Annotated in this window: 18 protein-coding genes; 5 read left to right on the top strand and 13 right to left on the bottom strand. The window is 47.8% G+C overall.

The features are described from left to right. Window positions 1-159: 159 nt before the first annotated feature. Window positions 160-2061 carry a molecular chaperone HtpG gene (htpG, locus tag AR543_RS06580; protein ID WP_060532855.1) on the bottom strand — a complete coding sequence of 634 codons (1902 nt, stop codon included), beginning with the start codon at window positions 2059-2061 and terminating at the stop codon, window positions 160-162. A 217-nt stretch (window positions 2062-2278) separates the two neighbouring features. On the opposite strand from htpG, the gene AR543_RS06575 reads away from it, so the two are divergent. Further along, on the top strand, window positions 2279-3334 hold the full coding sequence (locus AR543_RS06575) for a cysteine peptidase family C39 domain-containing protein (protein ID WP_060532852.1): 1056 nt from the start codon (window positions 2279-2281) through the stop codon (window positions 3332-3334). Window positions 3335-3391: 57 nt separating this feature from the next. On the opposite strand, the gene AR543_RS06570 is transcribed toward AR543_RS06575, so the two are convergent. Further along, a complete protein-coding gene (locus AR543_RS06570) occupies window positions 3392-4291 on the bottom strand; it encodes an arginase family protein (RefSeq protein ID WP_174703729.1) in 900 nt (299 codons plus the stop codon). Between the two features lie 84 nt (window positions 4292-4375). Next, window positions 4376-5254, bottom strand: a complete 879-nt coding sequence (locus AR543_RS06565; RefSeq protein ID WP_060532848.1) for an aminoglycoside 6-adenylyltransferase — start codon at window positions 5252-5254, stop codon at window positions 4376-4378. A 275-nt stretch (window positions 5255-5529) separates the two neighbouring features. On the opposite strand from AR543_RS06565, the gene AR543_RS06560 reads away from it, so the two are divergent. Further along, window positions 5530-5994: a hypothetical protein gene (locus tag AR543_RS06560; RefSeq protein ID WP_060532846.1), complete on the top strand. Its 465-nt coding sequence runs from the start codon at window positions 5530-5532 to the stop codon at window positions 5992-5994. A gap of 98 nt (window positions 5995-6092) precedes the next feature. On the opposite strand, the gene rbsB is transcribed toward AR543_RS06560, so the two are convergent. The 6 genes from rbsB to AR543_RS06530 all read right to left on the bottom strand — a co-directional run bounded on the left by rbsB (window position 6093) and on the right by AR543_RS06530 (window position 12110). Then, entirely contained in the window at window positions 6093-7019 is a 927-nt protein-coding gene (rbsB, locus tag AR543_RS06555; protein ID WP_060532844.1) for a ribose ABC transporter substrate-binding protein RbsB, read from the bottom strand. 44 nt (window positions 7020-7063) lie between these two features. Next, entirely contained in the window at window positions 7064-8032 is a 969-nt protein-coding gene (gene rbsC, locus AR543_RS06550) for a ribose ABC transporter permease RbsC (protein WP_017811759.1), read from the bottom strand. A gap of 1 nt (window position 8033) precedes the next feature. Then, complete coding sequence (locus AR543_RS06545) at window positions 8034-9515, bottom strand: sugar ABC transporter ATP-binding protein (RefSeq protein ID WP_060532841.1); 1482 nt, start codon at window positions 9513-9515, stop codon at window positions 8034-8036. A 62-nt stretch (window positions 9516-9577) separates the two neighbouring features. Continuing rightward, entirely contained in the window at window positions 9578-9988 is a 411-nt protein-coding gene (gene rbsD / locus AR543_RS06540; protein ID WP_060532839.1) for a D-ribose pyranase, read from the bottom strand. Next, window positions 9988-10905: a ribokinase gene (gene rbsK, locus AR543_RS06535; protein ID WP_060532837.1), complete on the bottom strand. Its 918-nt coding sequence runs from the start codon at window positions 10903-10905 to the stop codon at window positions 9988-9990. The genes rbsD and rbsK overlap by 1 nt, the downstream gene beginning before the upstream one ends. Before the next feature lie 224 nt (window positions 10906-11129). Continuing rightward, window positions 11130-12110, bottom strand: coding sequence for a LacI family DNA-binding transcriptional regulator (locus AR543_RS06530; protein WP_060532835.1), 981 nt, complete (start codon window positions 12108-12110; stop codon window positions 11130-11132). Window positions 12111-12470: 360 nt separating this feature from the next. Between AR543_RS06530 and AR543_RS06525 the strand changes: the two genes are divergently transcribed. Both AR543_RS06525 and AR543_RS06520 read left to right on the top strand, forming a co-directional pair. Beyond that, the gene (locus AR543_RS06525) at window positions 12471-12701 is read left to right on the top strand and encodes a hypothetical protein (protein ID WP_060532833.1); all 231 of its coding nucleotides are present in this window, start codon (window positions 12471-12473) and stop codon (window positions 12699-12701) included. Between the two features lie 767 nt (window positions 12702-13468). Further along, window positions 13469-14002: a DoxX family protein gene (locus AR543_RS06520; protein WP_060532832.1), complete on the top strand. Its 534-nt coding sequence runs from the start codon at window positions 13469-13471 to the stop codon at window positions 14000-14002. Between the two features lie 271 nt (window positions 14003-14273). Here the strand turns inward: AR543_RS06520 and AR543_RS06515 are convergent, their stop codons facing one another. From AR543_RS06515 to AR543_RS06500, 4 genes are all read right to left on the bottom strand, one after another. After that, window positions 14274-16253, bottom strand: coding sequence for a fibronectin type III domain-containing protein (locus tag AR543_RS06515; protein WP_060532830.1), 1980 nt, complete (start codon window positions 16251-16253; stop codon window positions 14274-14276). A gap of 86 nt (window positions 16254-16339) precedes the next feature. Beyond that, window positions 16340-18289, bottom strand: a complete 1950-nt coding sequence (locus AR543_RS06510) for a fibronectin type III domain-containing protein (RefSeq protein WP_060532828.1) — start codon at window positions 18287-18289, stop codon at window positions 16340-16342. 416 nt (window positions 18290-18705) lie between these two features. Continuing rightward, window positions 18706-19578 carry a class I SAM-dependent methyltransferase gene (locus AR543_RS06505; protein WP_060532826.1) on the bottom strand — a complete coding sequence of 291 codons (873 nt, stop codon included), beginning with the start codon at window positions 19576-19578 and terminating at the stop codon, window positions 18706-18708. Between the two features lie 47 nt (window positions 19579-19625). Further along, complete coding sequence (locus AR543_RS06500) at window positions 19626-20012, bottom strand: hypothetical protein (protein ID WP_227871847.1); 387 nt, start codon at window positions 20010-20012, stop codon at window positions 19626-19628. Window positions 20013-20153: 141 nt separating this feature from the next. Between AR543_RS06500 and AR543_RS06495 the strand changes: the two genes are divergently transcribed. Beyond that, on the top strand, window positions 20154-21356 hold the full coding sequence (locus tag AR543_RS06495; protein ID WP_060532822.1) for a M20 metallopeptidase family protein: 1203 nt from the start codon (window positions 20154-20156) through the stop codon (window positions 21354-21356). Window positions 21357-21609: the final 253 nt, after the last annotated feature.

Below are 21609 nucleotides of genomic sequence, written 5' to 3'. Positions count from 1 at the left end.
AGTCGGATGTTAGAGCTTTTTTAGCTTGAGAGAATCGATGTGATTGCAATTATAAAAGATTAATTTACGGCATACGACTTAACAAAAAAGCACTACAAGCTGACAAACCAGCTCGTAGTGCTTTTACTTTTAATCTATATAAAAATGATCGGACTAGCCTTACACCATCACTTTGCAAATATCGTTCGTGAACTCAACCGGGTCCTGAATTGGCAGGCCTTCGATCAGCAGCGCCTGGTTGTACAGCAGATTGGTGTACAGGCCCAGCTTCTCTTTGTCGCCTTCATACGCTTTTTTCAGGGACTGGAAGACTTCGTGGTTCACGTTGATTTCCAGTACTTTCTCGGCTTTGACATCCTGGCCGTTTGGCATCATTTGCAGGATCTTCTCCATCTCGATCGATAGCTCGCCGTCGGTGGACAGGCAGACCGGATGGGATTTGAGGCGTTTGGATGCTTTGACGTTTTTGACTTTGCCGCCCAGCGTTTCCTTCATTGCGTCGAACAGCTCTTTGTTGTCATTCTCTTCCGCTTGCGCCGCTTCGTCTTTCTCGTCCGGCTCAATACCGAGGTCGCCGCTGGAGACGGATTTGAATTCTTTTTCTTTGTAGGCAGCGATCACTTTGAGTGCAAACTCGTCGATATCATCGGTCAGGTACAGGATTTCGTAGCCTTTGTCCGATACCATCTCGGTCTGCGGCAGCTTCTCGATCCGTTCGATCGAATCACCGGCTGCATAGTAGATATACTTCTGATCTTCCGGCATACGGGATACGTACTCATCCAGTGTCACCAGTTTCTTCTCTTTGGACGAATGGAACATCAGCAGATCCTGCAGATCGTCCTTGTGCATGCCATAGTCATTGTACACACCGAATTTGAGCTGACGGCCAAAGGAAGCATAGAACTTCTCGTAGTTCTCGCGCTCGTCACGGATCAGGCTTTGCAGCTGTGACTTGATCTTGTTTTTGATATTTTTGGCGATCAGCTTCAGCTGGCGATCATGCTGCAGCAGCTCACGGGAGATATTGAGCGACAGATCTTCGGAATCGACCATCCCTTTGACAAAGCTGAAGTAATCCGGCAGCAGATCTGCACATTTATCCATGATCAGCACGCCGTTGGAATACAGCTCCAGGCCTTTTTCGTACTCTTTGGTATAATAGTCAAACGGTGTATTTTCCGGGATAAACAGGATCGCGTTATACACGACAGCTCCATCTGCACTGATATGCACATGCTTGAGCGGCTTGTCGAAGCCATAGCGTTTCTCCTGATAGAAGTTGTTGTAGTCTTCGTCGGTCAGTTCGCTTTTGTTTTTGCGCCAGATCGGGATCATGCTGTTAATGGTCTGTTCTTCGGTATAATCCACGTATTCCGGCTCTTTGTCTTCGGCATCGCCTTCCTGCTTGTCGGCTGGACGGCTGCTGGTGATATCCATCTTGATCGGGTAACGGATAAAGTCGGAATATTTCTTGATAATAGCGCGCAGACGATATTCTTCCAGGTATTCGTCGTACTGATCATCTTCGGTATTTTCCTTGATGGTCAGAACAATGTCGGTACCGACTGTCGCTTTGTCTGCCGGTTCGATCGTATAGCCGTCTGCTCCATCGGAGTACCAGCGGTATGCCTGGTCACTGCCCAGCGCGCGCGTAATTACAGTCACTTCATCTGCCACCATAAAGGCTGCATAGAAACCAACCCCGAATTGACCGATAATATTGTGTCCATCCTGCGCTTCGTTTTCCTTTTTAAAAGCCAGCGAGCCGCTCTTGGCGATAATACCCAGATTGTTCTCCAGCTCTTCCTCGGTCATCCCGATCCCTGTATCGGAAATGGTCAGGGTTCGTGCAGCCTTGTCCGGTGTAATCTTAATAAAGTAATCCTCTTTGTTAAATGTCAGCTGATCATCGCTCAGCGTTTTGTAATAGATTTTGTCGATCGCGTCACTCGCATTGGAGATCAGCTCGCGCAGGAAAATCTCGCGATGCGTATAAATGGAGTTGATCATCATCTCCAAAAGACGCTTGGATTCTGCCTGAAATTGTTTTTTTGTCATAATGATTATTGCTCCCTTCACGAATATATGTAAGTGATTCTGTCCACGTCTGAAATCAGTCCGTTTAGCACTCGATCAATTAGAGTGCTAAACCTTATCTTTTATATATCACACCCTTATTTTGGATGTCAACGGTAAGTGAGCCGCTGGCATCATTTCATTAATTAACTGAACTATTATATAATGATAAGGAACGATACAAAGGAGGACTCTACTGATGTCGAACGATTACAGCTTTTTGCTGAAGCCCCTGCCCGGGTTTGAACGTGCAAATCTGATCGGGAACATGGCGACGATTGCCTCTTATTTTAACCGTGGTTACTTGCAGGCTTTTGCCCATGCCTGGACATTCCCGGAATATCAGGCTCATGTACCGCTGGAATATCAGGCGCTCGGACAGGAAGCAAGAGCTTATCATACTACATATGAGCAGATTCTCGGCGCGAGCGGACTGCAGCACCGGATTCATCGGAATCAGTCGGCTGCTCAGGCAATTGAACTTATTCAACAGGAAAGCCGGCAGCAGCGCCCTGTGCTCGTCAAGGGCGATACGTTCCACTGCTCCTGGCTCAAAAAGGATTATCAGACCGTACATAATGCACATTTCTATATTGTGACTCACTATGATGTATTGTCCAACCAGCTGCTCTGCACAGATGTAGCCTATCTGACGCAAAATTATGCGCAGCCTTTGCCAGAATTCGAAGCCGGATTTACCGGCGATCTGATTACCTTTGCCTCGTCTACAGAACAGAGCCCACCGCCTTCTCCTGCTGATCTATATACGCTGCTCGTCGAATGTGCCCGGCGTAATCTGGGACATATCGACGGAAGCATCTCGGTCTTCGACTCTATGGAAGTACTGGCCGACCGGCTGGTAGAACTGGATCACCTGGAACAGCAGCACAATATGGCTACCCTCTCGGAGAGTGGACAACGTGTACAGCTGGAGATGCTGCTGCTGATGCAGGCACGGATTCAGTTCCTGCTGCTGCTGGAGCATCTGTCCGACTCGGCAGGCGAGCCGCTGAAGCTGATTCTGCATGCTTTTCAGCAAAGTGTGCGCAGCTGGAGTGCGATCCGTGAGTCGTATTTGCAGCTATCGCTGTCTAGCGATGAACGACTGATACGGCTGCAGCATATAGCCGAGCAGATTCGCGTTGTCGCCATGCTGGAGCGCAATATTGCCCAGACGATCCTGCATGATCAGCAGATTCACCGTATTCATGAACAGTATGAACAGCGCTGGGCCATGATCCAGCAGATGAATTGATCTGCTTTGAATACCCCAAAATAAAAGACGACAGTCTCGTACTGTCGTCTTTTGGTTTTACATATGATCCAATACATCCACCAGATGATGAACGAGCGGCAGGGTATACTGTCCGTCCTTGTCCAGCGAAGGGTCGAGAATTGTGATTTCCATTCCTACTGCCAGACGATGGGATACGAGCGGGATCAGGATCTCTGCCAGTTCCTCATAACTCAGCCCATCCTGCTGCCGACTATCCACAGCTGGCATCAGTGTATCGTTCAGTACATCCACATCCAGATGAATCCAGAACCCATCCAGCTCCTGCTCGTTGATCATCGCCCAAAAGGATTCGATCATGGCCGGAATGCCCTGGCTGCGAATGGCTGCCAGATCATACACATGTACTGCGGATTCCTGTACAGGCTGTACATAAGCCTCATCATACTCCCGGTTGCCGACACAGAAGATATGCTGCGGGTCCACATAGGGTCTGCACTGCTCCAGATTGGTCAGTCGTTCGTCGCCAAGTCCGGCTGCTATCGCCAGATCCATACCTGCTGCTCCTCCGGTCTGTGACAGCTCCGGTGTAATATAATCCGTATGTCCGTCCAGAAAGAACAGTCCGTATTTGCCTTTCTGCTTCAGAGCCAGTGCGCTGCCGATCAGGATACTGCAATCGCCACCGAGTACCAACTTGAAGCTGTCTTTTTCCAGCTGACGGCTCATGAGCTGTGCCTGGCGGATCGCATAATCGCCGACCGCCTCTACATTGAGCAGACCGGTCGCCTCATCCTGTTCCATCGTATAAGCAGGCGGTTCCAGCCGAAATACCTGCTCAGCCTGCAGCCGTTCGTGCAGTCCATGCTGGTGCAGCCATTCCGGCATCCTGCTGACACCTGGCTCCTGATCTTCCGCTTGCTGTCTCAGTCCCAGATTGGTGGGAAACTCAAAAATATCTATTGCGCGCATTCTCATTGGGGTCTTCCTCTCTCCATGGGGCAACTCGTTGACGTAACCTGTCATGCCACGTTCGTTCAGGAGCTTTGCCCATATATGTATCTAATCCGGATAAATACTTGCGGCATCATATGGCAGTGCTGCGATATGATGCAGGTAAGTTGTTACATTTTGCTCTTCTTCCCTATTATATTCCAGTCCCAGCCTGGAAGCCACCTGCGGAGCAATTCGGCTGAACAGCTCTGTCATCTCCCAGACAGATTGCCATATCTCTTTATAGTCTGCGCGTGGATAGGTAGCCAGCAACGCTTGCCAGTCATCTGCGGGCAGATACCTTTCCAGATACTTGGCGCTTTTGCCGATACTGATGCGGAAATCATGCTCGATCCCTGCCTGCCAGGACAGCATGCGGATCAGCATCGGCCGCACATATAGATTCAAAGGTGAGAGTGCATACAGTATCTCGCGCCGCCACAGCCCTTTGGCTATATAGGTGGATACCCACCAGAATTCATTGCAACAATGGGCAAACTCCGCAGCAGTAGGCCGGGTAACCCGGTAATCTTCATCTGTCGGCTGCGGCAGTTCAGGCAGAATCCTGTCTTTGTCCATGAGGATAACTGTCAGCTTGTCCTCCAACAGATAAGCCGGATACTGTGCAACCGGCAGCAGTCTCAGATCAATCCGGTTCCCGTCGGTAAACAACATCAGATAGGCAAAACTTCCATTGTCATGCGGTGGATAAGAAACAGATGCATCCGGCATCTGCAAAATCAGCCGCTCGCCAAAATAATCGATCCAGCTGTGATCCTGTGTAAATGAAGCGACATCATTCACCATATAGACGATATCGTAATCCTGAAAAAGATCTGCTGGCGCGTTAATATTTACACGTGATCCGTTCATGGCTACCGCGCGGATACGCTCGTCTTGACGGGCATAGTTCAGGATCAGGTCCATCATTTGCTGGTTATTGCGCATGGTTACAATGCTCCTTTCTTTCGGCTGTCTGAATAATGGACAGCGATACAGGCGAGCAGTAGATTCTAGTGCATAAAATGCTGCTTCATAAGATACAAATAGACATTGTTAAAGTATACCTAACACATACATTAATGGATATAAATTATTTTAATTATTATTTTTTACAATAAATACAATTAATTGGTATAGTAAAAGAGTAGAATAAATCCTATATACTGAAATGAGGTATTTATGTTGGAGACTAAAAATCCATTAGCTGAACGTATTTTAAAATGGTTTATAGAATCCAGTTATATCGTACGCTTTATAAATATAAAGGACCTCTTGTCACTTCCGATCTTATCGACATTGATCAGTTTGAATCATTATTACAGCCAATTGTTCAATGTCATATTTTCTTTTTAAAAAATGGTACTGTAATAGAACGATTCCCCATTATATTAGGCTTACAAAAACTAGCTTATTTAAAAGATGATACTTTAACACTTGAAGATCAACAGCTCACTCATATCGCCATGGAATCTCTTCCTTTCTTAATTGCAATAGACTATGAAGACTTGAGATCCTATGCTTATAGCATTTTTAATTTCATGGATCACCAAGAATACATTGAAAAGTTCAATCAACATTTAAATCAAATTAGACATGTGGAAGAAAGAGAAGGGTATCTAACATACGATCGTTTTAAGCAAATCGCCTATTCACAAAACTCAATATTTAACAAAAAAACATTTTAATACTCTGTTTGTAAATCAAAAGACTAATTCTATGTAGGATAACAAATAGAATTAGTCTTTTTTAGTGAACCTTTGTACGAAAAATTAATGAGTCTGGCTTACTTGTCTTCTTTGGTTACCAATTTTAGCGGAGCAGGAATCGATTTTTCGACCGTTTTACCCTGCAGTACATCGCGAGCGGCATCTACTGCCATCTGTCCGATCAGTTCAGGCTGCTGGGCCACCGTTGCGGTCAGCTTGCCTTCCTTGATTGAATTCAGTGCATCCTCGTTACCATCGAAACCGATCACCGGAATATCCTTGCCGGAGCTCTGGATGGCTTCGATCGCGCCAAGCGCCATCTCATCATTATGAGCGAATACGGCCTGTACATCCGGGTTACCCTGCAGCAGATTCTCCATAACAGTCAACCCTTTGGTACGGTCAAAGTCTGCCGCCTGACTGGCGACAACGTCCAGCTCTTTGTCTGCTACATCGTGGAATCCTTTACCGCGTTCACGGGTAGCCGAGGCACCCGGTACACCCTGGAGTTCGATCACCTTGGCGTCTTTGCCAAGCTCTTTGACGATGTATTCGGCTGCCATTTTGCCACCTTTGGCATTGTCCGAAGCGACCAGCGCTTTGACATCGCCTTTGTCGGCAGAACGATCCAGCGTAACGACCGGAATATCCAGTCCATTCGCCGATTGTACCGCTGCCGAGATCGCTGCGGAATCGGTCGGATTGATCAGCAGGGCGTCGACACCCTGCTGGATCAGATCATCCACATCATTGCTTTGCTTGGCAGAGTCATTCTGTGCATCGACGACGATCACCTGAATATTCAGCTTTTTCGCTTCATTCACGACACCGTCTTTGAGTGATACGAAAAAGGGATTGTTCAGCGTTGAGATCGACAATCCGATTTTGATATCACCGGGTTTGGCTGATTTTTGGGATTTGGCCCATTCCGGCGGCTGCAGAGAACAGCCTGCCAGCAGAACAACGATCATTACAGCAGCCAGTAAAGGGATAACTTTTTTCATGCCTGATTCCTCTTTTCTTTATTAAAATCAATGAACGATTCGGATTATGCAGACTTTTTGCGATCGATTAATACGGCGATCACAATAACGATCCCTTTGACCACCATCTGGTAGAAAGAAGAGACACCGAGCAGGTTGAGACCGTTATTCAGTGTACCGATAATCAGCGCACCAATCAGTGTACCCACGATACGGCCGCGTCCGCCGGACAGGCTCGTACCGCCCAGTACTACCGCTGCAATCGCATCCAGCTCGTACGATGTACCGGCTGTTGGCTGTGCCGAGTTGAGACGGGAGGTCAGGATAGCACCGGCGAGTGCGGATAGTGCACCAGCCAGGGAGTAGATCATGATTTTGACACGCGGTACCTTGATACCGGATACGATTGCTGCTTTTTCATTACCACCGATCGCATACGTTTTGCGGCCAAATGGTGTTTTGTGCAGAATCACCCACAGGATAATAAAAGCAATTGCCATCGTAATCGCCGGTACCGGAATACCGAGGAAATAACCGCGTCCGAACAGTTGGAACGCCATACTGTCACCGAGTCCGGTAATCGGATTACCGTTGGTATAGACAAGTGTCAGTCCACGGAAGATCGTCATTGTCGCCAGTGTAGCGATAAATGGAGCCATTCTGCCTTTGGTGATCATCAGTCCGTTGACCATACCCATTACGCCACCAGCCGCACAGCCGATAATAATCGCCAGAATCGGGTCTACGCCTGCCAGCATTAGATTGGCTACAAATGCACTGGATAACGCCAGAATCGAGCCGACCGACAAGTCGATACCACCTGTCAAAATAACAAAGGTCATACCAAACGCAATCAATGCATTAATCGCAACCTGTCGCAGCAGATTCAAAATATTAAGCGGTTCCAAAAAGCCCGGATTCAACACCGAGACGATAATGACCAGAATAATAAATCCCAGCAGTGGACCAAGCTTCTGTGTAACATTGGATAATTTGAAGTTTTTCTCCGGCTTTTCTTTGGTTATGGTTGTCATATTACTGTCCTCCTGTAGCTAACGTCATAATATTTTCCTGTGTCGCTTCCTGGCTGGACAGTTCTCCACTGATCCGGCCTTCATGTACGACCACGATCCGGTCGCTCATACCGAGTACCTCCGGCAGTTCCGATGACACCATAATAATGGCTACCCCGCGATCGGTGAGTTCGTTCATCAGCTGATAGATCTCCCGCTTGGCGCCGACATCGACTCCGCGCGTCGGTTCATCGAGGATCAGCAGGCTTGGTCCGATCCCGATCCATTTGGCGATAACGACTTTCTGCTGATTACCGCCGGACAGGCTGCGTGCAGGTGTTTCGGCAGACTGTGTTTTGACCTGCAATCGCTTGATCAGCGTATCGACGAATTCGGCTTCTTTTTTGCCGGAAATAAATCCTTTAGAAGAGAAACTGAACAGATTCGGCAGCGCCATATTCTCGCGAATCGAGAAATCCAGCACCAGGCCTTCATCTTTGCGGTCCTCGGTAATAAAGCCAATTCCATGCTTGACCGCATCATCCGGTCTGCGAATAGTGACCTTTTTGCTGCGAATCCATATTTCTCCACTATCCAGCGTATCCAGACCGAACAGCGTACGCATGATTTCGGTACGTCCCGAACCCATCAGACCCGAGAAGCCGACGATCTCTCCTGCACGTACGGTGAAGCTTACATTCTGGAATTGACCCTTTTTGCTGGCATCTTTTACTTCCAGAATCACTTCGCCCGGATGCGGTGATCGTACCGGATAACGTTCGGTCAGTTCGCGTCCGACCATTTTTTTGACCACTTCATCGAAATTAGTATGTGGAATTTCCTTGGTGTCCACTGTTTTACCATCGCGCATAATGGTGATCCGGTCACAAATCGCAAAGATTTCTTCCATTCGGTGCGAGATGTAGACGATCGATACGCCTTCTTTTTTGAGTGAAGCGATGACTTCAAACAATTTCTGGATTTCGCGTTCGGTCAGTGCTGCGGTCGGTTCATCCATAACGATTACTTTGGCATCGGTCATGAGTGCTTTGGCGATCTCGATCATCTGCTGCTGTCCGACCGAGCATTCTCCGGCTTCACCTTGTAAAGGCAGATCGACTGCCAGTTTGCGGAACTGTTCTTTTGCTAGCGTTTTCATTTGTCTGGTATTAAGCAGACCCCATTTGGAGGTCATCTCTTTACCTATAAATAAATTCTCGAGCACGGTCATATCGCGCCAGATATTCAGCTCCTGGTGGATAAAGGCAATTCCTTTTTGCTCTGCCACTTTGGGATTATCAAAATACGTCTCCTGGCCATCGATCACAATCGTGCCCTGATCACGCTCATGCAGGCCAATCAGAATATTCATCAGTGTAGATTTGCCTGCTCCATTTTCACCCATCAGTGCATGAACTTCGCCCGGGCGGAGATCAAAATCAACTCCGCTCAAAACTTGGTTTGTACCGAAGGATTTGTAAATACCATTCATTTGAATCTGCATATACAATGCCTCCTTCAACTCTGCTGTACATTTAATGTGTAACCGGTTACGGATTGCTTATTCTACTGTGCATTGGCTCCGAAATATACCCCTGCATGCAAAATGCAATTGGCATACGGTCTGGATTCACCGGTGCGAATAATAACTTTGGCATGCTGGCTGCGCCGCTTGAACTCTTCATGACTGCATGTGGATAAAGGGATATGGGCAAACTCCTGTTGCATATAGGCGAATGTTTCCCGGTTCTGCCCCATCATTTCTTCGGCGATCGTAATCTGCTCAATCTCCATATCATCGGCAATAATCTGCACTACATCCCGGAAGCTGGGAACGCCATAGGTGAGTGCCAGATCAATCTTTGGCACTCCCTCCGGCACTGGCAAACCGATATCCGCAATAACGATATAATCGGTATGCCCAAGATCAGCAAGCACTTTGGCAATATGGCTGTTTAATATTCCATGCTTTTTCATTACAGTTGTTCCTCCACTTCCTGGCGTGTCGGCATACCGCCCTGAGCGCCAAATTTGGTTACGGATAGTGAAGCTGCGCGATTGCCAAAGCGTATGGCATCCTGCAAAGACTGCCCTTCGGCGAGAGCCACTCCAAAGGCTGCATTAAACGTATCGCCTGCTCCTGTTGTATCTACCGCGTCTACTTTGTAAGTCGGCACGACTACTTCCTGTTCTCCATCATAATAACGGACTCCGTTGCTGCCTTCGGTGACAAACAGAATATTCGGATACTGGCGCAGCGCCTGCTCCAGCGTCATTCCTTCAAATACAATCGAGGCTTCGTGTTCATTTGGCGTAATATAGGAAATATTTTTGATTACCGCTTCACTGACATGTCGTGCTGGCGCTGGATTCAGCAGCAGCGGCACATTTGCTTTTGCACAGATTTCGCTTACATAGGCTACGGTTTCTTCCGGAATCTCCTGCTGGATCATCACTATATCGGAGTTTTGGATGACTTCGATGGCTTGGGCTACATATTCCGGGGTGACATGATCATTGGCTGCTTTGACCACGATGATACTGTTATCACCTTCTGCGAGAATAATATGTGCGGTTCCACTCTCCATATCTGTAACCGGTTCCACATAATCAGTATTTACAAGGTTGTCTTTGAAGTTCTGTAAAATGGCTTTTCCCAGATGATCATCACCGACACGACCGATCATTGTTACGTTGGCTCCGAGACGTGCTGCGGCGACAGCCTGATTGGCTCCTTTGCCACCGGGTACGGTCTTGAAGCTTTCTCCAAGTACTGTCTCGCCGGCACCGGGACGACGGGAAGAAGTAACGACTAGATCCATCGAGCAGCTGCCGATCACACAGACTTTGGCTTTGCCGGAAGCAGTTGATGCGGGATGTTGAGTATGGGACATAATAAAATTCCACCTTTCGCTTATCTATTTGGAAGTTATAGTTAGGTTGGTCATCATAGACGTGCTATTACTTTCGATTCGTATAAAATTACAACAGCTGTTATTGAAGTCTTGCGATTGCAGCCAAATGTGTACGAATCGACATCCGCTGTGGTGTATCGTATATATTACCTGTACAGCGAATCGATCTGCTTTGAAACCGTTCTTTGCAAAATGGATACTAGTTATGACAGTGAACGAGTCGTCGCGCGTTCTATAAATTGTACCGGCATCTGAATCGTACGCTGCTCTCCGGCTGTACCTTCAATTAGCTGGATCAACAAATCCGCGGCTGCCCGGCCCATATCGTAGGCGGGCTGGCGAATCGTGGATAATGCCGGCGACAGCAGATTGCTCAGCGGCGTATCATCGAATCCGATAATCTGTATATCCGCCGGAATGCGTTTGCTGAGACGATGGGCTTCCTGGATTACTGCAGCAGCCGTAATATCGTTACTGGCGATTACACCGTCCGTATCGGGATACTGCTCAAACAGCTCTCTCGCCCACCGATCCGCTTCGGTAAATGAAAAGGAGGTGGTCTGCGTAATCTGGTAACTCATGCCCATATCCTGCAGCGCTTCAATCGCTCCCTGAAAGCGATCCTGCGCCGGACGAATATGCGCCGGTCCCTGCATCACCGTAATCTGCCGGCTTCCGCGCTGCACCATCTGTTGTGCCGCCATGCGTCCACCTTCGCGGCCATCTGCATAGACCGCCGGACGATCACTCGATATACGATCAAGGAACACGACCGGAATCTTGAGCGAACGGTACGAAAGAGAACCTGGATCATTGGTGGATGAGATAACGCCTACCACATTATTCTGGACAAAAGTCTGTATGTAATCCTGTTCCTTGCTCTGACTCTCGTCACTATTGCCAAAAATCAAACGGAACCCGCTCTCCTGCATCCGATCCTCTACACCACGAGCCAGCTGTGGGAAATAAGGATTCGTAATATCGGGCAGCAGCAGACCGATCAATCTGGATTTGCGTTTATATAAAGAACGTGCCACTTCATTGGGCGTATAATTCAGTTCCTGGATAGCGTTTTCAACTTTGCGCCGGGTATCTTCATGCACATAGCCTGCCTCATTGATGACCCGTGAGACCGTAGCTACAGATACGCCTGCATGACGTGCTACATCTTTTATGGTTGTCATGGTTTGCTCTCCTTATTCTGTAACCGGTTACAGATATAAAATAGCATAACCTACTTCTTTTGGCAAATGGTAATTATTTCATATCATTTCCCAAAGAAGCTGTGCAAATTATGCATATACCGAATAGGATTGACTGTATTTGCTGCATCACTTGGTTCCTTTTATTCCAGAAAGCAATAAGCGCATATACTCCGGTTGACCCGGAGATCCTTTGACAGTGAAAAGAAATAAAGTGGACGTTTAGAAAAGGTTTTATAACGATTCGGGAAATAAATGGTAGTATTGAGACGTACGATATTAGACTGTGATGTATTAAAACCATCCTTTGCTCGTCTATCCTAATTCGATGAAGGAGGCTATATGAAAACACTTCGCAAATTTATTCTGGCGTTTCTGCTGGCTAATGTGATTGGCAATTTCAGTTTTCGCAGGCTTTCCTTTTTGCAATACGATATGGCTGCTGGATGGTTTACTCTGGAGAACGGAATCAAGTATCTGGTCAGTCTCGCCTGCTATATCGCGGTAGCTGTGTGGGTGTATCAGATTTTGGAGGGATTGGAGAAATGGCGGGAAAAGAACAAAAGCCGTTAATCACCCTGATGCAAGAATCATTACCGACATAAAATGGGTATAGAGTTAGCTGCGGAATCTGTAGTTGCTCGCGTGCTTGTATTTATCCACTTATCAGATATCCTAAATAAAATCGAATCTGACAAAGGAGGCATTCATTATGTTTGATGGCATAGGTATTCCCGGAATGATTATGTTGATTGTTGTATTGATCGCTCTTGTCTGGCTGTTCCGCTTTGTTATGAAAAAGCTTCGTTAATTATCAGCAGCAGCATAGCTACGACGTAACAAGCAGCTATTTATTCAAGCCAAGTTATAACCACCCAATTAATATATGCCCTTGTATAATAAAGATCCAAAACTATACTTACAAGCTCTACATACAAAAATCGAAGCTCGATGCACAGAGCGTAGGAAAGGGAATAGGGGCTAAGGACGACATTTAAGTCTAGAGATCCTCATCTTCTCCTACCCTTTCAGGATCTCTAGACTTAACCGGAGGACGTGCCCCTATACCTTTCCGAAGCAGTCTATGCCAAATCCCCCATCTCTTTGCCATTACACGTAATATTCCTCCTTATATCTCCTAAATATCATTTTAGATTCAAATTTATTTTAAATTTCATACAACATTGTGATTTAAATCACATATTAAATTTTAGTTTTAATTTAATATAAAGACATGAAAGAGATGATCATCTTCCATCAAGAAGTCAGATGACTTCAGATTATACATTCACCAATCGGGCCGTTATAGCGGCACCCCAAAACAAACCAAGGAGTGATCCATCATGAACAGATGGCTTAGAGAAAACAAAGTGGCAATGTGGTTACTGACCGTACTTCGCGTATATATCGGCTTGCAGTGGATTGAAGGCGGCTGGGGCAAATTGACCGGCGGATTCGACGCTACTGGATTCCTGACCGGCGCTATCGCCAATACTGGCGGTGAACATCCAAGTGTCCAGGCAGGCTGGGGTGCCTTCTTGCAGAACTTTGCACTGCCCAATGTTGAATTGTTTAACGTACTCGTACCGATCGGCGAGTTCCTGGTTGGTCTGGGATTGATCCTCGGTACCTTCACTACTGTTGCTGCTCTGATGGGCATGGTGATGAACTTCGCCTTCCTATTCTCGGGTACAGTAAGCACCAACCCGTACCTGCTTCTGGCAGAAATCTTTATCGTCGTCGCTGGTGCGAATGCCGGTAAAGTCGGACTGGATCGCTGGGTACTGCCTTACCTGAAAGCTACTCTTTTCAAAAAACATACCAAACATGGCGGCACACCTACAGCGCCTGCACCTGATCACCGAGCCGCTTAATCAGACAATACCAGCCGGATTCATATACAAATAAAGAACCGGCGTCACTTCAACCATACTGTGAATGACCTACAAACGCCCTGTATACTCTTGTGGAGTACACAGGGCGTTTGTTTGGTATAGATCTATGCTGCTTCCGAAATGTATTCCTGTTCTAAAAAGGCGTGTTGCAGTATTGCTCTGCAACACGCCTTAGTTTGCGTTACGACTGATGACTGATTATCTTATTTGAATCTGTAGACTGTAAGCTTATTTCCCTGTCGATTATGCATTACCTATAGGTATCCTCGCTCACCGTTGGCAGTGATAACTGTTCATACGTATCTCCCAGCACCGTTTCTGCCGGATGATTATAGAATATAAGCAGTTCCTGCAGCGTGACTGCCTGGGAACCGGCGTCTATATTGATCATCAACCCGTTATATTCTCCGGATTTGACCGGGATAGGTTTTAATATGCCTCCGTTCGGTTGATAAGGTACGTTGACTTTTCCTTTGTACAGCAGTATCCATTCCCGATTTTGCAGGCCATAGATCGTGTAATACTGGCTGCCTGACGGATACATGCTGCTTACCGGCTGCACAGCATATAGATTAATCGGACGGGGAAAGGCAAAGTTGATCGTTCCATTCGTATTTCCCTGATCCAGTTCATACCAGTTGCCTATATCAGAGTGCCAATAGCTGCGCAAGTTTGCGTCTGCTGCATGCTGTGGTAAATGGTTCTGATAAGAACCAGTAGCCGTTATACGGGTACCCGATGGCAGCCATTCTCCTGTACGATATGTTTGCAGTGCAGCCGATACCATATTGGAATACCCATACGGCTCATCTCCGCGAATCGCCTGAACGAGAAATTGATACGGAGCACCGCTGCTTTCCAGCCCTGTAACGGTATAACCTACATAAGCATCTGCACTCACTGTCACTGCACTGCCCTGATGAATATCCGTCAAGGACTGACCATAGACGATCCGATAGTGATCTGCTCCGGCAACTGGGTCCCAGGTAAGAGCCACTTCCCGGTTATCGCTGGTAGCCTGCAGATTCTGTACCGGCGTATGATCCGTATTGTACCGGATTTCGTGGATAATCAGCGGTGAGCGGCTTACCATAATGTGCAGCTTCAGATCCTTGTACCAGCCGGGCTCGATCGGTATAATCCACACCCCAGGCTCGCTCCCTTTCTCCATCTCTATCTCGTGCTCTGCTATTGGCTTGTCTTCGTTGTCTCCTGTATAGATATAAGCAATAAAATAATTATCGGCAGCTTCCGAGGTCATTACTAATTGCAGTTCGTCCATATAGACCGGGTAGTCCGATTTCAGATACAATTCGGCGTCGATTCCCCAGCCTTTGAATCTCCAGCCTGTAGACAGATCCTGATCGATTATATTGCTGGCTGGATCAAAATAATGCACATTATCCGGATTCACACTGGCCTGCATATCATCAGGAAAATCAAATCCGGATAACGGCATACTGAACGTTTCGTAGGAATAGTTGCTTCGGACCTCACCTGTTCGTGCCGCTACGACAAAGTAATACGGCCTGTTCTCCAGCAAACCTGCTAAGCTATAACCTTTATACGTATCGGCGCTGACATTCACCGCCTCCGTATAACTGCCGGACTTGGTACCATAACGAATCTGATAACCTGCTGCTCCAGGAACAGGAGTCCAGTTAAGACGAACCTGTTGGTTATTGGAGCGCGCCTGCAGACCTGTTGGTGAATCCAGATCGGAGAGGTAGTGAATCTCGTTGATCCGCATCCAGTAAGAGGTGGATTGGATTGTGATCCGAATACTGTTATACCAGCCTTCCTGGACAGGGATCGGGTCCAGAACAACGTATTCTTCTCTGTTCACCTTTTGCGTTTTTCTGCCGATTTCACTCCACTGACCCTTTTGTAACCCTTCGATCTTGTAGGTATGGTAGCCCAGTGTAAATGAATTAGTCGCCAGCTGCACAGCATTCATTTGAACCTTTTCGGGAAAATTCAATTGCAAATAGCCAAAATTCCCATACAATCCCCAAAACGTATTCCTGTCATCATCGGCTACCTTATAGGGGTCATATCCCCATTGGGACGGTGCACTCGCTGTATAGGTCGTTCCGGCCGGAAGTCGGCTGCCCTGCATGTCTTCCACCGGATAATGATAGGCCTGCGTCCGGCCGGCTGCCGGGAACAATGACAGCAGCAGTACACAACAGCACACGTATAGCTTGAATCGTCTGAACCTATTGTTCATTAGAGCCTCCTTGGGCTGTCTAAGGTTTTATTGTTCAGCTGCAATTGAGGACATGCAGCAGCTGCTCCTGTACTACCTGTACTGCCTTATCGATACGTGTCCGTGTCTACTGTTGGTACAGTCTGCTCCCCATACGTATCGCTCGTAACCGAACTGCCCGGCTGATTATAGAATACCAGTAGTTCCTGCAGGGCCAGCCAATTGGGAGAAGCATCTATAGTGAGCATCAGACCCTCGTATTTGCCTGGCGTTACCGGGATCGGCTCGAGTATGCCACCGGACGGATTATACGGAACCTGCACCTGTCCGTCGTACAGCAGAATCCATTCTCTGCCTTTCAGACCGTAGATGACATAATGCTGGGTACCCGGTGGATACATCGTACTTACCGGCTGCACGGCATGAATATCGATCGGCTGGGCAAAAGCAAAATTGATTGTGCCGCTTCTGCTTGCTCCTGTCTCCGGCACCCATGAACTGCTAAAATTACGATCCGCCGCATGGGACGGCTGGTTATCGTCGAATGAACCGGAAGCGGTAACGATCGTACCCAGCGGCAGAAAGTCCCCGGTGCTGTAGCTTCGAGGCGTGCCTGGTATTACCTCCGAGTAGCCATAGGCTTCACCATTTACAATCGCCTGCACCTGTATATAATAAGGACTGCTATTATTGTCTAGTCCCGTCAGCGTATAGCCGGTATAAGCATCCTCGCTCACAGTCAATTTCTCGGTCTTTGAGATATCCCCATATTCCTTGCCATACACAATGCGGTATTGGTCTGCTCCGGCAATCGGGTCCCAGGTAAGTGTCAGCTGGGCATTTCCGCTCGTCACTTTTACATTTTGTACAGGAGTATGGTCGGTATTGTAACGTACCTCGTTGACCAGAATAGGTGCTGTAGAAGATTGAATCCGAACATTAATATCTGTATACCAGCCCGGTGTCACCGGAAAAGGGTCCAGAACAACCGGCTTTGTCGAGCCTTCCAGATGAATCTGCCGCTGAGCCAGTACCTGTTCGGACGACCCTCTTCCTTTGTAGACGGTATAGGTCAGGTCACTGTCTTCCGCAGCAGACACGGTGAGCTGCAGCTCACTTATATAGAGTGGATAGAAAAATTCATAATACAGCTCACCCTGCGGATCGCTTCCATTATGCCTCCACATCGTAGATAGATTACGATCTCTCGTGTTGGTTGCAGGGTTACGATACCACTCTCCACTGGAACCACCGGTCATCGCCTTGGGCAAATCAAAACCGGGAACTGGTGCATTCAGTACTTCATTGGAGTAATTGCTGCGCGAGCCGCCCGTCAGAGCTGCCACTGTCAGATAGTAGACCTGTCCATTGTTCAGATTGGGTATAGTCAGTCCACCATAGGTGTCAGCGCCTACATCCAGTGTCTGGGTGTATACGCCGGATTCAGGCCCATAGCTCACTCGATAGCCGGAAGCGCCGGATACGGGCTTCCAGTTCAGATGCAGCTGTTCATCGCCGTAGCTGGTCTTCAATTCCGATGGAGAATCCAGATCCGAAATATACTGCAGCTCGGTAACGAGTAGTCCTTCTCTGGTGGATTGGATTTTGACCCGGATACCATCGTACCAACCTTCTGGTACAGGAATAGGCGCGAGTGCTACATTGCCTGTGGGATCGAGCTTGTATGTTTTTTTGCCCAGTCGACTCCACTGTCCATGTTGTAATCCCTCTACGGTATACGTTTCATAACGTTTACCGATACTTCCGGTGGATAATTGCACGGCCTTCATCTGCACTGCTTCCGGAAATTCGGCCTGCAGCCAGGCATACCGGGTATTCGACCGCCATAAGCTATACCAGTCTCCATCACCGATATTCTCCGGCTCAAACGTAGGTCCGCTGAATCCGCTAGCCGTATACACTGTTCCTCCAGGCAATGTACTGCCTTGCATGTCCTCTATTGTATCCGCATACAATCTTCCTGCTGCTGGGAACAGCGACACGAGCAGCATACAGCAGCACATATACCATTTGAATCCTCTCGACGTGATCTTCATAATAGCCTCCTTTGTACTGTACCGGCCTTGTGAAAACAGCCTGTCATACTGTTCCGCCGGATATCATTGCCATGCTGTATGCCACCTGTGCCATCCGGCCATACGGCGATTACGTGAAGCGCTGTGCCGAAATCAAAGATGCCTGTCTTCGATTAATGCCTGCTCCAAGCAGGTTGTTCATTAATTCCTCCTCTCCACTGTGAATCTGCCTTAATCATAAGCAGTTAACACTCCATTGGGAAGAATTATTTTCCATAAATGTATAATTAATATCAAGATCAAGAAACAGCTAATCCTTTATTAAAATAGTGAATAGCAAAAAGCCACTAGCAAACAAATCCTGCTCCAGCAACAGCAAAAAAGCCTTTCCCGTAAACAGGAGAAAGGCCGGTGCACATCGATGTTCTGTTTATCGTTCAGACCTGTGTATGGTCGGCTATCATCGCATAGGCGGACATGGATTCCAGATGATCCAGACCCTGTACGGACTGTTCCAGCAAACGCACTTCCGAGCGGATCAGCATCTTTAATTTATCAGGCAAATGGTCCAATTCATCCAGTTCTCTGCCATAATCACGCATTACAGTCTCTGTCTCCCATTGTCCATCCTGCAGATCGTTGGCGGCAATGCTCTGTTCGCTGCGGACCGTCCAGCCTGCAGCCGCCGCTGCATCACGGATATCCTGAGGAGTAAACAGGGTGCGTACATTGGCCGAGCTGCTTTCTTTGAAGCATTCGTATTTGGCCTGAATCAGCACAGACAGCAGATGGGGAAACTGGTGCATATTCCGGATCTGTGTATCCCATTCGGCAAAACAGAGCGTGGCGCCCCATTTGCTTATTTTGGTGAGAATCTGAATAAGTTCTTCGTTGGAATTCAGATACCACGAAGCATGCGAGAGCACAACATGAGTAAACGTACCCGCCGGAAAATCGGTCTCTGGTGCCAGCAGATTCACACCGTATTCCATACGTGTCTGAAAGCCAAGCTTGGATTGTAGCAGGAATTTGGCGGAATCCCCGACAGTGACAGGACTGCCGTAATCAAGCGGTGCAATATCAATACCGTAGACAAGCCCGTCCCGGCCGACACGATGGGCGAGGACAGCCGTGGTATCTCCCTGTCCGCAGCCAATTTCCAGCACTTTGCTGCCGGGAGGAATATCCCAGAAATCAACCAGATGCAGCCGATGCCGGGTCTGGATACGCTGCAGCTCCGGATACTCCTGGGCAGTCGCCATACAGCTGATAATTTCGTCCAGAATACGTTCCTGTTCTTGCACATTCATTGTATACACCTCTTCCTATACTAGTTATTGTAATATTCAGCAAAATATTATGAGTTGGTGAATAGTCCTAGAATCTCGATTACTTCCACTTCGGCGGTACGATGAGGACCTTCCATCATGTATCCACGAGTGCCTGTATGTATCCGGTGCCTGTGAATGTCCTGACGCCGCTCGGGGATCACGATCCACACTAATGCCGTGCCGCAGGCAGGGACATGTTCTTCCCTACCAATGACCTGCCCATGTTCATCCTCGAATTCAGGGTGAATCATGTACAATATCAACCGCTCATCCGCGGCATATGCAAAGTCTGCACGATATCCCTGATAGGGCAATGTGCGACGGCCTCCTTCCTCCTGGGCATAAAAACGATAGCGTACCCGGAAATCTGCCGGGTGCCCTACCCTTCTCTCATAGGGTATCCATTCAGTCACAGAATTTCTCTCCATTTCGGCTTTGTCAAATTTGACATATCAGGTGAGGAATGATAATTTATAGTGAATGTTTTATTGTAAATTATGGAATTTATTTTATCATTTAAATGAGGAACAATATACAGAACAGGAGGAATCATCATGAAACAACAATGGATTCAGGAACTACAGGCAGAGCAGGAACAGATCGTTAGCTGGCGCAGACATATGCACCAGTACCCGGAGCTTTCGTTTCAGGAAGTAAAAACTGCGCAGTTTATCGCTGATACGCTGACCGGATTTGGTTATCAAGTGCGTACCGGTGTTGGTGAAGGCGGTATTCTCGCCGATCTGCAGGGTGGACAGCCCGGACCGACGATTGCATTCCGTGCAGACTTTGATGCACTGCCGATTCATGAGGAGAATGATGTGCCCTACCGTTCACAAAATGACGGTGTGATGCATGCTTGCGGCCATGACGGTCATACAGCTGCACTGCTCGGCGTTGCCAAGGTGATCAGTCAGCATCAGGAACAGCTGGAAGGCAATGTACGTTTTATTTTCCAGCATGCTGAAGAACAGATCCCCGGTGGTGCCAAAGCAATGATCGAAGATGGCGCGCTGGAAGGTGTCGATGAAGTATACGGTGCCCATCTGGCGAGCTATTTGCCGCTGGGACGTATCGGCGTTATCGCCGGACCTTCCATGGCAGCAGCCGATGGTTTCTCTATCGTGATCCAGGGCAAGGGCGGTCATGGCGCCAAGCCGGATCAGACGATCGACTCTATCGTGATCGGCAGTCAGGTGGTCAGCTCGCTGCAGCATATCGTCTCCCGTCATGTAAATCCGCTCAAATCAGCGGTCGTCACAGTCGGTGTATTCCAGGCTGGATCGGCATTTAACGTTATTGCCGACAAAGCCAAAATCGAAGGCACCGTGCGTACCTTTGATCCGGAAGTACGCAAGCAGATTGAAGAAAGTATCCGCACGCTGGTGCACGGCATTACACTGGCTGAGCGGGCTTCGTATACGATTGATTATACTCACGGTTATCCTGCTGTCGTGAATCCACCGGAACAAGCAGATCAGGTACGCGATATTGTAATCAACACACTCGGCGAAGAAGCACTGTTCGATATTCCGGAGCCATCAATGGGCGCAGAGGATTTTGCCTATTATCTGGAACACAGACCAGGCAACTTCTTCTACGTAGGTTCACAGAATGAAAGCGAACATACCGGCTTCCCGCATCATCACCCACGATTTGATATCGATGAAACAGCGCTGCTGAACACCGGTTATGTATTCCTCGGCATTATCGCCGAGAAGCTGCTGTCCAAACGTGGTGTGGCTGTCAGCAGCTAAGCCAATCATAAAGCAAAAGGTAGGATAGATCCCGATTTTTATTAATTTATAATTGGGAATATAAATAACAGGATATGAAGTCAACAAGGACCTGGCGTAAAAGCCGGGTCCTTTTCATATAGCGTCTGCGTTGTACGAATCAAGCGGCTGTCTGATACTATCTTTTTTGGATTTAATAATGACTGTTATATAGCCGCTCTAGGATTGGATATATCGATATCTATTCTCATACCAGATATGGTACATTTTAGCT

This window comes from Paenibacillus bovis (assembly GCF_001421015.2).
GTDB classification, from domain to species: domain Bacteria; phylum Bacillota; class Bacilli; order Paenibacillales; family Paenibacillaceae; genus Saccharibacillus; species Saccharibacillus bovis.
This window is presented reverse-complemented; position numbering and strand designations above follow the sequence as displayed.

Bases quoted from the DNA above. Each gene is read 5' to 3' on its own strand.
- htpG (WP_060532855.1), bottom strand. From the start codon at position 2,061: ATGACAAAAAAACAATTTCAGGCAGAATCCAAGCGTCTTTTGGAGATG.
- AR543_RS06575 (WP_060532852.1), top strand. From the start codon at position 2,279: ATGTCGAACGATTACAGCTTTTTGCTGAAGCCCCTGCCCGGGTTTGAA.
- AR543_RS06570 (WP_174703729.1), bottom strand. From the start codon at position 4,291: ATGAGAATGCGCGCAATAGATATTTTTGAGTTTCCCACCAATCTGGGA.
- AR543_RS06565 (WP_060532848.1), bottom strand. From the start codon at position 5,254: ATGCGCAATAACCAGCAAATGATGGACCTGATCCTGAACTATGCCCGT.
- AR543_RS06560 (WP_060532846.1), top strand. From the start codon at position 5,530: ATGGTTTATAGAATCCAGTTATATCGTACGCTTTATAAATATAAAGGA.
- rbsB (WP_060532844.1), bottom strand. From the start codon at position 7,019: ATGAAAAAAGTTATCCCTTTACTGGCTGCTGTAATGATCGTTGTTCTG.
- rbsC (WP_017811759.1), bottom strand. From the start codon at position 8,032: ATGACAACCATAACCAAAGAAAAGCCGGAGAAAAACTTCAAATTATCC.
- AR543_RS06545 (WP_060532841.1), bottom strand. From the start codon at position 9,515: ATGCAGATTCAAATGAATGGTATTTACAAATCCTTCGGTACAAACCAA.
- rbsD (WP_060532839.1), bottom strand. From the start codon at position 9,988: ATGAAAAAGCATGGAATATTAAACAGCCATATTGCCAAAGTGCTTGCT.
- rbsK (WP_060532837.1), bottom strand. From the start codon at position 10,905: ATGTCCCATACTCAACATCCCGCATCAACTGCTTCCGGCAAAGCCAAA.
- AR543_RS06530 (WP_060532835.1), bottom strand. From the start codon at position 12,110: ATGACAACCATAAAAGATGTAGCACGTCATGCAGGCGTATCTGTAGCT.
- AR543_RS06525 (WP_060532833.1), top strand. From the start codon at position 12,471: ATGAAAACACTTCGCAAATTTATTCTGGCGTTTCTGCTGGCTAATGTG.
- AR543_RS06515 (WP_060532830.1), bottom strand. From the start codon at position 16,253: ATGAACAATAGGTTCAGACGATTCAAGCTATACGTGTGCTGTTGTGTA.
- AR543_RS06510 (WP_060532828.1), bottom strand. From the start codon at position 18,289: ATGAAGATCACGTCGAGAGGATTCAAATGGTATATGTGCTGCTGTATG.
- AR543_RS06505 (WP_060532826.1), bottom strand. From the start codon at position 19,578: ATGAATGTGCAAGAACAGGAACGTATTCTGGACGAAATTATCAGCTGT.
- AR543_RS06495 (WP_060532822.1), top strand. From the start codon at position 20,154: ATGAAACAACAATGGATTCAGGAACTACAGGCAGAGCAGGAACAGATC.